The sequence below is a fragment of the Leptospira noumeaensis genome, assembly GCF_004770765.1.
GTDB classification, from domain to species: Bacteria; Spirochaetota; Leptospiria; order Leptospirales; family Leptospiraceae; genus Leptospira_A; species Leptospira_A noumeaensis.
In genome coordinates this window covers 631,441-645,030 of sequence record NZ_RQFK01000026.1, presented here as the reverse complement: position 1 = coordinate 645,030, position 13,590 = coordinate 631,441, and the positions used below count along the sequence as shown (strand labels likewise).

Genomic DNA, 13,590 nt, shown 5'->3' with positions numbered 1-13,590 from the left:
ATTTAAAATCCTACATTTGTGATCGGATAAATTAATCTTGCAAATTTGTCGGCAAGAAGTGTATAACCCAAGTTATTTGCATGAATGCAGTCTAACATAAATTCAGCGCGCGAATATGGTTTTCCACCCAAAGTATTCCTTAAGTCTACATAGATAAAAGATGGTTCTTCTCTAGAGATATCAACTAGCAGATTGTTGAAAGAATCTAATTGTTCTGAGGTAAATGCAGCCGCATCAGGAACAATTAGTCCTACACGATCAAATTTAGTTTTACATCCTTCGTCGGATCCAGCAATCGCTGGTGACATATAAGGATTGGGATAGTCGTATCCATGGATGATCCATTTTATAGGGGCTCCACCGAATCTAGCGATTTTGTAAGCATTACCAGTAACAATCATTTGTTTGAGATTGGCTTTGATGGTAGCAAATCTTTGAGCTTGGACTGTACTTACGTTTCCAATGTATTCGGAAAGGTTTGCTTGGATGTCATTACCACCGAGGGAAAGGATGATGACTTTCATATCAGCCCCTCCTTGGTCAATGACTTGGAATTGGAGGCCTTGGCTGACTACTTGTTGTAAAGTTTTTCCACCAAGAGTGGCACCAACAAATTTATATTGGAAACGGTTTTCTAATTGGGGTCTTAGAGTTTCGACAACTGGATATCCAAGAAGAATGTCTGTCCAACTGTCACCAATGATTCCAGTTTTTGCGGGAGTTTCCCCATTACAAACAGCGTAGGTGTTACAAAGGAAATGAGCCCCAACATCTTCAAAATAATCCTTTTTGGTATCACAATGGATTAGGAAGGTTAAAATTCCTAAAAGAGCAGCGTATTTAATTTTTTTCATTGGGTTTGGTTTCCTTCCAGATATGGTCCATGATAAAGGCACAAGATAGATCGCCGGTCAGATTTACTGAAGTTCTACACATATCTAAAAAACGGTCAACCCCAAAAAGGATAGTGATACCTTCGATGGGAATGTGAAAGGTATAAAGGATGGATGCGAGGATGACAAGTCCCACCCCGGGTGTGGCAGCAGTCCCAATCGAAGCGGCTGTTACTGTCCCAACTAACAAAAACAAGTCTAGTGGGGAAAGGTCTACTTGGTACACTTGACTTAGGAAAACTGTAGCTACGGCTTGGTACAAAGCTGTTCCGTCCATATTGATGGTTGCACCAAGGGGAAGAACAAAGTCAGAGACTGTTTCTTTAAGTTTTAATTTTTCCTTTGCTAGTTTTAAAGAATAGGGAAGGACAGAACTAGAGCTAGAAGTAGAAAAACCAAGTAGGGGAATTTCACGAACCTGGTTCAGGAAACGAATCGGATTTTTTCCTGTAAAAAATAAAATCAAAACTCCATAGAAGATTAAAATACAAAAAAGTCCTAAAAGAACGGTTCCAATATAAGATACGAGTCCTAACAAAAGAGAAAATCCAATTTGGACCATTGCATAACTCATGAGCCCCAAAACTGCTAAGGGAGCTAATTTCATTGCAGTAGCCACAACCCATAAACAAAAACTTTCTAACGAATGACAAAAGGCTTTTAAGGCAGCACCAGATTCACGAGAAGTGAGGAAAAAAATTCCCAAAATCATTCCAAAAAAAACAACAGATAACATTTGTTGTTTGGACCAAACATTGACTAGATTTTTAGGAATGATGTTAGCAATGATTTCTGGAATGGATTCACTTTTTTCATCCAAGTTTGTAGAAGTAATGTTTTGATTTGTAACTGTAGATTGGTTCTGGATATGGTTCCCTGGTTTGATGATTAGGGAGAGAGAAATTCCAATACTTACGGAAATTACAGTTGTGAAAATAAAATATAAAAGTGTTTTGCTTCCTAAACTCCAAAGATCCTTCAAATTCCGTAAACTAGAAACTCCGAGCGCAATGGATACGATCACAAGGGGAATCATAATCATTTGGAGTAGATTTAAAAAAAGATCTCCGGGAAGTTTCATCCATGGCAGATAAGGTTTTAAATTAAAGGCAGAGATAAACCCTGTTTCGGGATTCAACAGAATTCCAAAAATCAAACCTAACAATAGAGATACGAGGATCTGAATCCAAAAAGGAACTTTGGGAAAGAACATTCCCAAAATTTATCTTTTGAAAATTTTATGTAAATGAATTTAAATACTGATATAAGTTTGGAACAACCGAATTTTATGAAAAATCTTCGCACCATTTTTGATTTTTCGAATTTCGACTGTATATTCGTCTTTTGCTCGTTGGATTTCTTTCATCGTTTTATGGAGGACTGCTTTTTTTTCAGGACGATTGTCCCATTTATAAGCGGCCTCTTGGCGCATTAGTTTTTCTTCCAGTTGGCGGATGGTTTTTTGGTGAGAAAGTTCTACTTTGTATTCTTCCTTTTGGAATACGGACAAAGTCTCTTTTCTGAGGATTTCTTTTTTTGTTTCTGCTTCTGATTCAACAATCGGATAACAATGAATAAATGCTTCTTCTAGTTTTGACAATGGAATTTCTTTTTCGGGAACATACGTTTTTGCTTCTGCCCATTCGTTAGGTTTTTCCGTATAAACTAAAGTTCGCTTTTTCTTTAAATCAAATTCCATAAAAAAGAGATCTTTTCGTTTGAGAGAAAAATCGAATTCTACTTGGAAGACAAAAAGAATTTTTTGGCCTAAGTTGTCCGATAGTAAGTATTTCTTTTTACGGCCTACATCACTTTGAGTGAGTAACTCGGTAACCTTTTCAACAAAAGGATGGCCAAATGCCATAAATTCTAGAGAATCATTTGTGAGTGCTAAATCGGAATCAAAAGTTGCTTTTTTGATTTTACCTTCAGCATTTTTATATTCGTAAGATCCTTTTCCAACGGATGTTAATGTTCCAGGAAGATGAGCTTGGAAAAACTTGGAACCTTGCGCTACCACTTCTTCTAGATGGCTATTGTTCCATTCTCTTTCTTCCAGAGTATGATCGTAATAATCTTTTAAATTAAAATCTAATACTTTAGGTGTCACAAGTGCGTTTAGTTTTTCAAAACCTTTCTGAGCTACTTGGATGCGAAGGTCAAATTCCGTTTCTAATTCTTCTTTGGTTTTTGTACCCGTCACAAATTTCATAAGGCTTGAGTTGAAATCAAGTTCCTCTTCGATGGTTCCAAGTAAATCATCAGAAGCACCAATGGATTCTTCAAACAAACGAATTTTATTTGTGAGTACTTCTAAAATTCTTTCTGCCACTGTATCTTTGGACGCAAAGTTAAAGATATAAACATTATCTTTTTGACCAAAACGATGGATCCTTCCAATTCGTTGTTCGATCTTTAGTGGGCTCCAAGGTAAGTCATAATTAAAAAGTATATTAGCAAATTGTAAGTTACGGCCTTCCCCACCCGCTTCCGTACAAATGAGAATTTCGTAGTCTTCTTTGAATTTTTGGATGGCGACTTCTTTTTCATCCATACTTAGGGAACCATGGAAAGGAGAAACTTTGAAGTCTGGTTCTAAAACCGATTGTAAATGGTCTTGTGTGGTTCTGAATTGTGTGAAGATGATGAATTTTTTATGGCCCTCTTTCTTTAAACGATAAAGAGTTTCCTTTAGTTTTTGAGTTTTTTTATCTTCTTTGATTTGTTTTCCCAAATGGATGAGACGGTTAAGAGTAAAGAGCTCCCTTTTGATCCTTTGGAAACTAGACATTTCTTCATCTTCTAATTCGGTGATAAAGTCTTCGACACCTTCCGTTTCATCTAAGTCCCAATCATCCAAAGTGGTTTCATGTTCTTTCATGTAATGGAATTTGGATTCCAACATAAACTTTCTTTTTTGTAAGGCAGAAAGAAGGGCAATCACTGAGGAATCCAAAAGTTTTTGGAAAACCACCATCACAAATCCAATGGCACGGTTTTTAGTTCCCATAGCCATATTGTATTCTCGTTTTACATAATCAGTAGTTTCATCATAAAACGCACGTTCAATGGGAGAAAGATCGATCCTAACCGTTTTTGCAAATCGTTTAGTAAACCCACCTACTTCCACTTTCCGACGACGAAGGAGAACTTTGGAGATTTTTTCTTTTAAGTCCCCTTTTTGACCAACAACATAGTCATTTACAAAAGTGTGATATGGCCCAAGGATATTTGGATCAACTAAATGGAGTAAGTAAAATAGTTCTTCTAACTTTCCTCTAAACGGTGTTGCTGTGAGTAGGAGAAGGCATTCCGTTTTACGTGCAATTTTTTCAGCAAACAAATATCCACGAGTGATTTTCGAATAATCTCGACGAAGTCTATGTGCCTCATCAAAAACAACGATGTCCCATTTGGTACCAAGTATTTCTTCAGCATACCTTGGATTTTTGATAAAATCTATTGAGGTAATGATTTTATTGAAGTTTCTCCAATGGTCTGCACCGTTTGTAACAAAATTCCTTCTACGAACAATCGCAAACTCTTCATTAAATTTGTTTTTCATCTCTTGTTGCCATTGGACAAGGAGGGGAGAGGGAGCAACCACGAGCACTCGTTTGAGACCACGACGAAACATTAGTTCCTTAACCGCAAGACCCGCCTCAATGGTTTTTCCAAGACCTACTTCATCGGCTAAGATAAACCTTGGTTTTAAACTATTGGCAACAATGAAAGTCGACTCAATTTGGTGAGGGAGCAAACGAGTTCTAGAATTGGAAAGTGATGAGAGTTTATTAAAATTATAAGTAAGTTTAAGTTGGCTTGCTGTAAGTGCCAAGTCCATTGCTTTTGGAAATTCTTCCCAAAGACGAAGCGATTCAGGGTATTGATTTAAAAATTGTAAGTTTTTGTTTGATTTATTAACATTTCGAAAAATTTCTTTGGATTCAAAAAATAGTTCTACGGAAGTAGGTGATTCTTTTGTAACTTTTGCTAGACCTAACTCCGGTTCATCGATGAGAAACCCATACTCATTTGTTTGTTTTGGTTCAACCGTTGTTTCAAAATCTAAACTTAATTGAGTAGGGATGTCCATCAAACTCCTTTCTGATTTCCCCAAAGAACTTTGTGAATTTGAAGCGACAAACGACACTTAGGTGGGTTGTCTACCTTGATCCATTCGACTAGTTCTTTGGCATCCACTTCACCGTGGACGGGCGAATACAATATATTTGTGTGTATTTTTTGTTCGCGAATGACTTCGATACTTCTTTCAAAGTCGATTCTATCTCGCACAACGAACTTGATTTCGTCAAGTGAATTATGTCTCTTTTCTAGAATCCGGAAATTTTCCTGATCCATTCGGTCTTCCATACCCGATCCAGGAAGTTTGTAGTCCATTGTGAAAATAAAAAAAGGATCTTCCGAAATACGTTCGCTTCCATTGGTTTCCACACGTGCTGCGGGATAAGGCAAACTAGCCTTTGTCCGGTGTTCGTAGATTTTGTTTGCTAGCGAGATGGAAAGATCGCGGTTTTTTCCTTCTAAGGGTTCACCACCTGTCAACAGAACCTGATAACCATGATGGGGATCTAAACTTTCTAATTCTAACCAAAGGGAATCCAAACTTTTTTCTGTACCTTGGTTGGGTCCTAAGGCATAAGCTGTGTCACACCATAACGCCTTCGATTCTGTTTTGCCACAACGTAAGGAACAACCTGCAAATCTGATAAAGACAGTAGGGATTCCTTGTGAAATTCCTTCGCCTGAAATGGAAGAATAGACTTCATGAATTTTTCCAAACATTGTGATGTTTCCTTCTATGTCAGATTACAGTAAATTGTTCTTGCGAAAACATTTATTCAGAATTTGCTTTTTAGGGTCATGTTCGTAGACGCAAAATTGGAATACCCAATCATCCAAGAAAATGAGATTCAAGAAACTCATCTTTTGTTAAGGTTTAGAACTCCTGCCAACCCAAATACCGATGATCGTAAACCTTTGGTCATTGGTCTAACCATCGATAAAAGTTGGTCAATGAAGGGTGAAAAAATGGAAGCAGTGATTGATGCTTCATGTGCCCTTGTGAATTGGCTCACAAGAAATGATGCCGTTTCGATTGTGGCTTATTCTGCAGATGTACAAATTGTTCTACCTGTCACTCACCTAACAGAAAAAATCTCTGTGACTGATAAAATTCGTAATATCCAAGTTGCTACTTCTACAAATTTAAGCGGGGGATGGCTTTCTGCTTTAAAAAATCTTAACCAATCTAAAATTCCCAATGCATACAAACGAGTTTTATTACTTACCGATGGAAATCCTACTTCAGGAATTAAAGAAAAAGAAGCACTCGTAAAGATAGCGGCAGACCATTTGGCCTTAGGAATTTCTACGACAACGATTGGAGTGGGAAACGATTTTAATGAAGAAATGTTGGTGGAGATTGCAAAAGCCGGCGGCGGAAATTTTCATTATATCGACAATCCTGAAAAAGCATCCGACATTTTCTTTGATGAATTTGGAGACATCGGTGCTTTGTATGCACAGGCAATCGATGTGGAGTTACAATTTGCTCCCGGTGTTCGATTGAAACAGGTTTTATCAGAAACATCCCACCAAATTGCAGAGGAATTTGATGAATTTTTAGGTGATTCCAAAACAGTTTCGAGGCAAAAAATCAATTTGCAGTTAGGTGACCTCAGAGCCGACGACATTCGTAATTTAGTATTGCGTTTGGAAATAGATGATCGATTGAACCAATCAGAATTGCCTTTTTGTGAAGTGAATGTATCTTATTATAATTTATTACAACAAAATGCTTTGGAATCCGTAAAAGATTTTTTTGCGTTTCCTAAAGGCAAAAATCGTGGCAAACAAGATCCAGATGTTCTCGTTGAAATTTTGATTACAAATGCAACCAGTGGGATTAGAGAAATTTCGGATTTAATCAAACAAGGCCATAGTGAAGACGCCAAAGCTTTGTTATTTGGACTGATCCATGATATAAAAGAAAATTTACATTTTGCTCCCAATGCCCTGGGATCTGTACTTGGTCGTTTGCAATTACTGGAATCTAAAATTACCACTAAGTCCGATGATCTTTCTAAACATCTATTTATGAATTCACAAATTTTGATGAAAGGCCCTGAAAAGTTGGATTTAAAAGATCTAAAACTTCATGATGAAATATTTGAATACCGCACGAATGGGGATATTGATTTGTATAAATGTCCGGAAATTAAACTTTTAATAGAACAGAAACTTTCAGAAGGATTCAGATATATTGTTTTTGATTTTGCCAACACTTCACATATTGATTCTTCAGCGATTGGAATGGTGATTCAGATTGTAGGTTGGTTACGAAGACGGGGTGGTGAACTTGTGGTTGCCAACATTCATGATTCCGTAAAAAAGATTTTTGAAATCACTCGGTTGTACAACCACATCCGTGTAGCAGAAAATGTTTCCTCTGCCAAAGATATTTTGCAGAGGATTATTTATGCAAACGAAGGAGATAAAAAACCTAGTTAGTTTAAGCCAACCAACGTTCTGCTTCTTCGATGGCTTCTTTTAAGTCACCAACGAGTGCGGGCGCAATGGCGATTCCTTTTTGAGTAGGTTTTAATTCCCCATTCGGATCGGTATACCAAACGCGAATATTAAAAAAAGTTTGGCCTTTGTATTCGGAGATTTCCACGCGGATTACCTCTCCTCTACCTTTGTCAATGTCTCGAATGATTCCTGTTTTTGCCATTTTAGTACGTCTCTACAAAAAGTTGTTCTTTTTCCTCTAGGTGTTTTTTGAATTCATCATACGAAAGATCAGTTCCGCAAGCAGACATGATTTCTTGAATGACTCCTTTTTCCATTCCCTTCGGGCCGCCACAAATATAAAACTTACCGTTTCCATTGACAGCATTTTTAATGGATTCTGCATTTTCTTTTGCACGGTGTGTGATGTACATCTTTCCGCCATCAAAAGAGTTTTTTTCTTCTCGACTAATGGCCGTTATAAAGTGAAAGTTGGGATGGTTTTTTGCCATATCTTCGAAATAATCACGAAGGACAATTTCATCTGAATATGGTGCGCCGTAAACCAACCAAACATTTCCTTGGAAGGAAATTAGTTTTTGGACGAGTAATTCTTCCACCATTCCAAAAAAGGGACTGATCCCTGTTCCTGTTGCAAAAAAGAAAATATCTCCTGAGTAATCCACTTGGGGTAAAAGGAATTTTTTTCCAGCGGGCCCTGTCATGGTAACCGTATCACCTGGTTTCAAATCACAAAGGTAATTGGAACAAACACCTTTGTGAACTAGGTTTCCATTTTCGTCGTACACATTGTCTCTTTTGACTACAAATTCAATATTATCCTTGGTCTGACCAAAACTAAACGAGGGTGAGGCGATGGAATACAAACGGATGGTATACGACGGATCAGCTGATCCTTTGGCTTGTTTTTCTGGGTCTACACCTGGAGGAATGATTCCCGCACTTTGCCCGATCATGTAAGGGTAAGTATTGTGGTCTACGGCAATTGTGATCCGGTGTACTGCAGAATCCCCTTCCTTTGCGGGACGTTTGCCTTTTCCTGGTTCGGGAGTCAAACGGGTGTTGGCCAAAACTTGGGCTAAGATGGGATTGGATTTTTTAAACAGATTGATCTGAGGGGTAAGCAAAGTCGTCCTCGTAACGGGTGGTTTTTGGTCAAGTTTGGCATTCCGATGGTTCGGGAAAAGGAGAACTTGGAGTTTCTATTTTTCCTCCCCGGAATTATGTCTCTTGTTGACTCATTTTTTGGAGTTTTTAAACTTTAGTCATTCCGGCCCCCTCGCCGATCTTAAGGACAACGGGGAAAACAAATTGCATGAGACCAACTGAAGCACAAGAAAAGAAACCGTTTCCACTTTCCAATACAGTCCTTCACCAAAAATTGGAATCATTCACAAACTCGATGATCCACTCTCTGCAAACGAAAACCAAAGAAGAAAAATCATGGGCCGTTCTCTCCATGTCGGGCGAAATTTTGGCACATGGCCACAGACTTCCACAAATCGATCGTAATTCCGATACTTTATTTTCTATCTAATTCACGAGGTTTTATGTTCAAACCTGCTATGTTCTTTTTTTTTAAGATTCAGCTAATACTTGTTAGTGCTTTTTTACTTACAATTCCTAATCAAATTTCAGCAGAACCATATGGGATGGCTGGATGTGGACTCGGATCTATGGTTCCTGTTTGGAAAAATGATATTGGTCAGGTTCTTGCTGCTACAACCAATACTAGTTTATCTTCACAAACTTTTGGAATCACTTCAGGAACATCAAATTGTACCACGGATGGGATTGTCCGAGCAGATCGTGTTCAGGAAGTTTTTATCAGTTATAATGAAGACCCTCTACAAGTGGAAACAACAAGGGGAACAGGAGAAAGAATTCGAACGATAGCGTCTCTATTAGGTTGCCCGACTCATGACCAGGAATTAGGAAAGTTAATGAAAGAACAACACTCCTATATTTTTCAAACGACAGAAGATGATTTTGTTCCAAGATCCAAATTAATTTTATCTAGACTCAAATCAAAAATTGCAGAAGATCCAACTTTAAAAAAAGCCTGTTTGTATTAGTCGCGGATGACCCGCGAAATTTCTGAATTGTATCTGTGTGCAGCTTCCGTTGGGTTGAGATAACCATACGCACCTAATTCAAATAAAAATGCAGCAGTGATCCCGTAACCACCATCGACAACCGAATCACACCCCTTTTTTCCTGCGGGATGGATTTTCCAATCACGGGGATTTAAAAATTGGAAATTTTCAGGGCAAACCACATGGCCATAATCTTTTCCATCTGCATGCCTTGCTTCATGTAATAAAACAAGTACTCGATCCAAACGACTCAAATTAAAAAATGGGCGACCAAGTAAAACGTCACCGTCATGATACATCGCTATGTATTCCCCTGTGGAGCCGTAAGAATATTTTTTGATTCGCGATTGGATCCAACGCGATAGTTTTTTACCAGAAAATCCAAACTTAAATATAGATTCAAATTGGGTGAGTTTGGTGTATGTGGGTTTGTCGATTTTAATTCGTTTGGGTTCGAGAGATTCTAAATAGGAAAAAGATTCCTTTAAAACTTTGGATTGTTTTGCATTTAACTTGGATTCATCGGCGTACAAAACGACACCGGAAACCAAGTATAGAACAAGACCAATGAATGTTGTTTTATGAGAACTAAGTTCAAAAAGTGGCTTGGAGTCCACCATAGTAAAACCTGGGACGAATGGGATTGTATGTAAGCTCGTATTGGTCTAGGACGTTGTCCACTCCTAAAAACAAAGACATCCTACCGTCGAAGAATTTTTTTTCCATCCGTACGTTCAGTAAGGTAAATGGTTTTCCGTACACTACCTTATTGTTTTCTTCCACACTTTTGGTTTGTTGGTCGATGAGAGCTGTGCTGGTTCCCGCAGTAAATTCGTTGGTTGTACTATAAAACGGCCGTTTGTCTAAACGTTTGGCACGAAGAGCAAATTCCCAACCGCCAGGAGCATTTACAAAAAAGTTCATTGTTCCTTGGTGTAAGGCTCTTCCTTCCAAGGGTCTATCGGTTGTTAGGTCTCTTGTATCGGTTTGGTTGTATCCTAATTCCAAAGCAAAATACTTTAGAAAACGTACACGGGAACCAGCTTCCACACCTCTTGTATAGGCACGCTGTATGTTCTTTAATTGGAAGTTGGCAAATTCACTGGTTCTTGTTCCAAAACTATATTGGATGAGATCGGTGATATCGTTACGAAATACGCTTAAGGATAGTGTCCAAAATTTATAAGGAGTGTATTCGATGTCTGCATTGACGGTGGTCGATTTTTCGGGCCTAAGTTTGTCATTTCCATCTACCACATACCCAACACCTGGGTTTTCAAAGCGTAAATATAATTCTCTAAAGGAAGGAGGACGAAATCCTTTTCCGTAACTGGCACGAAACACTAAATTACTAGTGATATCTACTTTGGTTGCAATTTTTGGAGTGGTTTGTCCACCGAATTGGGAATCCACATCATGTCGAACCCCAGGAACGAGTCGCCAAACAAAACCTTGCCGCCAAATCACCCATTCATCTTGGATAAAAGCAGCTCGTCTTGTTCGGTAAGCATTTCTTCTTTGGAGCCTGTCGGATTGTAATTCTTCCGAATAGGATTCCACCCCAGCGGTGACCATATGATCATTATTGATTTCGTGATCAATTTGAGCGACACCTTGGGAAGAAAACTCATTGGTAATTTCTGTTACATCGAGTTCATTCGAATTTCTTTGATCCAACTTATAGTGGTTTTCCCAACGAGAAAAATTTCCTCGAAAAGAAACCATATTTCGTTTTCCATAAGTATACTCAAGTGCACCTAACCCAAGAAAGTCGTTTGTTAGATTGGTTCGGTCAAAAACACCACCATTGGATCTAGAATCAATCCCTGCTTGGTTTCTGTTTAAATAATTAATTCCAGTTTTTACTTTTAATTGGCCGTCGGGATTGAAGATCATGTTTCCACCAACGTTGGCATCTTGGAATGCATTTCCTGTAGTGGATGGAGTTTTTGGATCTAAGTCGTAAGCCGCTGATTGGTTGAATCCTCCAAAAAAATTGGAAGCAACATATTCATTTCTAAACCCAACATCGGCGATCATATTCTTTTCACCTTGGGAACCAAAATTGGTTTGTCTTCCGTTTCCGTAAGTAGTTCGGAATTGGTAATGTTCTGGTTTTTCAGCTTGTTTGGTGATGATATTGATCACTCCACCAATGGCATCGGCACCATATAAAGAAGAAGAACTTCCTTTTACAATTTCAACTCGTTCGATATTTTGAACTTTGAATCGAGTGAGGTCAATTGTATTGTTCAATCGGCCTGCAATTCGTTGTCCATCTACAAGAAACAATACATACTTAGAATCAAGGCCCAACATTTGGACCTGTGAACCACCAAAAAAAGGAGTTACATTGATTCCCGTTTGAGTTTCTAGCACCTCACCTAAGTTACGTGCTCCTGTTTGTTCGATTCGTTTGCGAGAAATGACTTCTGTAGCTACAGCCGAATCTTTTAAACGGCGTTCCCCACGAGATCCTGTAACAACAATTCCATTTTTATTGTCTAAATCTTTGAATCGATCAACTTCCTCTTGTGGAGTTGTTGGATCCCCATTTCCTGTTTCTGAAACAGGTGCGGTAGTGGTTCCTGTGGATTGAGGAGTTTCCTTTGTCGGTTCCGGTTCTTTCGGAACTACGGTGGTATTTTGTGTTTGGTCAGTTGTTTTGCTATTTTTTCCCGTATCTTTCGGACGTGTTTGGGAATGTACTTCACCAATAAAAAGTACAAAGAGGCAAAGGATGGGAAACAAAAATTGGATGAAAGAATGCATTAGGGAAGTTTTTTCCATCGGATGGTCGGATAACCAGAAGTTCCCGCATCACTATAATAATTTTCAATATGAACGGCGTAAGTAGAAAGACCAGTTCCTCCTCGAATGAGAAAGATATCAGGTTTAGGGGTTAAATTCCCAATCGTGTAATAATACCATTCGGTGACGATTGCATTTCCAATATAAGTGGCTCCAGCTCCACCAATCCCTTGTGTGGTAGTGGCAACATCAACCGTAAAACTGGAACATCCTTGGCTTGCGGCAGAAGTGGAACTAGCAGTACCGAAATCAGTTGTATTACTTGTACAAGCACCACCCAGACCAAAACGGTTGGTTTCACCGGAATTTGTGGCCACCTTGTATCTGTTAAATGCAATGTCCCAGGTAAGGGAGTCTTTTTCTGAAAAAGGAATTTGTTTGTTTCCTTCGAACTGAAAGTAAATATAAAAATCTAAATTGGTCGCATTGAACCTAGTTGTATAACTTCCATCTCCATTGGACTTGGAAAATACAATTTTATCCAAAGCATTGGGATTCCCTGCATTGACCAGGTTGGTGATCAATTGATTTACAAACAAATCTTCGTCGGACAAGGCAGATTCCTGCCTTGCACAAAAGGATGTTAGTAATACAAAAAACCCAATGCTAAGAAAACGAATCACGATTATGGGGTAAATGTGTAAGTAACCGCTGCGGATTGACCGTTTCTTGGAATTGCGTAGATAAATACGTAATATCCACCTGCACCGGAAGTTCCATTAAAAGTTAAAGTAGCTGTTTGGTTTGTGATTTTATAGGAACTTGGAAATTCGCTATTGGAATCAGTGGCACCCGTAATGGAAAAATTCGCAGGCGTTGCAGCAATATTGTCAGTGGTCAAAGGACAAGCTGTCGCTTTATAAACGATAATGAACGCGCTACCGTTAACAGTCAGAGTCGTAGAAGCATCAGAAGTTAGTTTCATAGCAGCTGTAGTATGACCGACGATTGGAACTGAACCTAATTTAGAAAGAGTGGCACCGGTAGTCCCCGTGATGTCAGTTGTCCAAGTATTGATTGTTGCCTTTCCAGAGGCAGAAACAGAACAGTCACCGGAAGAAGTTGTCAATGCTGCAAGACCAATCAAGAGAGTTGTGTCTTTGTCATCGTCCTTTTTCTCACACTGAAGGGTAAGTCCAGCTACCAAACCTAATAGAATGATTAATTTTGTCTTATTTTGAAGGGATTTCATAGAACCTCGGTCTTTTTTATCCAAACTTGAGTACTAGTAATGA

At 38.6% G+C, this 13,590-nt stretch carries 13 protein-coding genes; 3 read left to right on the top strand and 10 right to left on the bottom strand.

Annotation, left to right across the window (positions count from 1 at the left end):
• Positions 1–2: 2 nt before the first annotated feature.
• From EHQ24_RS11130 to EHQ24_RS11115, 4 genes are read right to left on the bottom strand one after another with little or no spacing between them, the layout of a single operon-like run.
• Positions 3–854 (bottom strand): SGNH/GDSL hydrolase family protein, encoded by an 852-nt coding sequence (locus tag EHQ24_RS11130; protein ID WP_135601699.1) that lies wholly within the window; start codon positions 852–854, stop codon positions 3–5.
• Positions 841–2,106, bottom strand: coding sequence for a dicarboxylate/amino acid:cation symporter (locus tag EHQ24_RS11125; RefSeq protein ID WP_135601698.1), 1,266 nt, complete (start codon positions 2,104–2,106; stop codon positions 841–843). Before EHQ24_RS11125 ends, EHQ24_RS11130 begins: the two co-directional genes overlap by 14 nt.
• Positions 2,107–2,145: 39 nt before the next feature.
• Positions 2,146–4,989, bottom strand: a complete 2,844-nt coding sequence (locus tag EHQ24_RS11120) for a DEAD/DEAH box helicase (protein ID WP_135601697.1) — start codon at positions 4,987–4,989, stop codon at positions 2,146–2,148.
• Positions 4,989–5,699 (bottom strand): 7-carboxy-7-deazaguanine synthase QueE, encoded by a 711-nt coding sequence (locus EHQ24_RS11115; RefSeq protein WP_135601696.1) that lies wholly within the window; start codon positions 5,697–5,699, stop codon positions 4,989–4,991. Before EHQ24_RS11115 ends, EHQ24_RS11120 begins: the two co-directional genes overlap by 1 nt.
• Positions 5,700–5,777: 78 nt before the next feature.
• Here EHQ24_RS11115 and EHQ24_RS11110 point away from each other — a divergent pair, with 78 nt between their 5' ends.
• Positions 5,778–7,427: an anti-sigma factor antagonist gene (locus EHQ24_RS11110; protein WP_135601695.1), complete on the top strand. Its 1,650-nt coding sequence runs from the start codon at positions 5,778–5,780 to the stop codon at positions 7,425–7,427.
• Position 7,428: 1 nt separating this feature from the next.
• On the opposite strand, the gene EHQ24_RS11105 is transcribed toward EHQ24_RS11110, so the two are convergent.
• Positions 7,429–7,650, bottom strand: a complete 222-nt coding sequence (locus tag EHQ24_RS11105; RefSeq protein WP_004785453.1) for a transcriptional coactivator p15/PC4 family protein — start codon at positions 7,648–7,650, stop codon at positions 7,429–7,431.
• 1 nt (position 7,651) lies between these two features.
• The gene (locus tag EHQ24_RS11100; protein ID WP_135601694.1) at positions 7,652–8,575 is read right to left on the bottom strand and encodes an FAD-binding oxidoreductase; all 924 of its coding nucleotides are present in this window, start codon (positions 8,573–8,575) and stop codon (positions 7,652–7,654) included.
• A gap of 188 nt (positions 8,576–8,763) precedes the next feature.
• On the opposite strand from EHQ24_RS11100, the gene EHQ24_RS11090 reads away from it, so the two are divergent.
• Both EHQ24_RS11090 and EHQ24_RS11085 read left to right on the top strand, forming a co-directional pair.
• The gene (locus EHQ24_RS11090; protein WP_135601693.1) at positions 8,764–8,985 is read left to right on the top strand and encodes a hypothetical protein; all 222 of its coding nucleotides are present in this window, start codon (positions 8,764–8,766) and stop codon (positions 8,983–8,985) included.
• Between the two features lie 13 nt (positions 8,986–8,998).
• A complete protein-coding gene (locus EHQ24_RS11085; RefSeq protein WP_135601692.1) occupies positions 8,999–9,523 on the top strand; it encodes a DUF3015 domain-containing protein in 525 nt (174 codons plus the stop codon).
• Here EHQ24_RS11085 and EHQ24_RS11080 read toward each other — a convergent pair.
• From EHQ24_RS11080 to EHQ24_RS11065, 4 genes are all read right to left on the bottom strand, one after another.
• Positions 9,520–10,164, bottom strand: coding sequence for a hypothetical protein (locus tag EHQ24_RS11080; RefSeq protein ID WP_135601691.1), 645 nt, complete (start codon positions 10,162–10,164; stop codon positions 9,520–9,522). The two genes, EHQ24_RS11085 and EHQ24_RS11080, sit on opposite strands and share 4 nt — an antisense overlap.
• Positions 10,139–12,316, bottom strand: a complete 2,178-nt coding sequence (locus EHQ24_RS11075; RefSeq protein ID WP_135601690.1) for a TonB-dependent receptor plug domain-containing protein — start codon at positions 12,314–12,316, stop codon at positions 10,139–10,141. The genes EHQ24_RS11080 and EHQ24_RS11075 overlap by 26 nt, the downstream gene beginning before the upstream one ends.
• A complete protein-coding gene (locus EHQ24_RS11070; protein ID WP_135601689.1) occupies positions 12,316–12,909 on the bottom strand; it encodes an HmuY family protein in 594 nt (197 codons plus the stop codon). Before EHQ24_RS11070 ends, EHQ24_RS11075 begins: the two co-directional genes overlap by 1 nt.
• A gap of 71 nt (positions 12,910–12,980) precedes the next feature.
• A complete protein-coding gene (locus EHQ24_RS11065; protein ID WP_135601688.1) occupies positions 12,981–13,547 on the bottom strand; it encodes an LIC20153 family lipoprotein in 567 nt (188 codons plus the stop codon).
• Between the last annotated feature and the right edge of the window lie 43 nt (positions 13,548–13,590).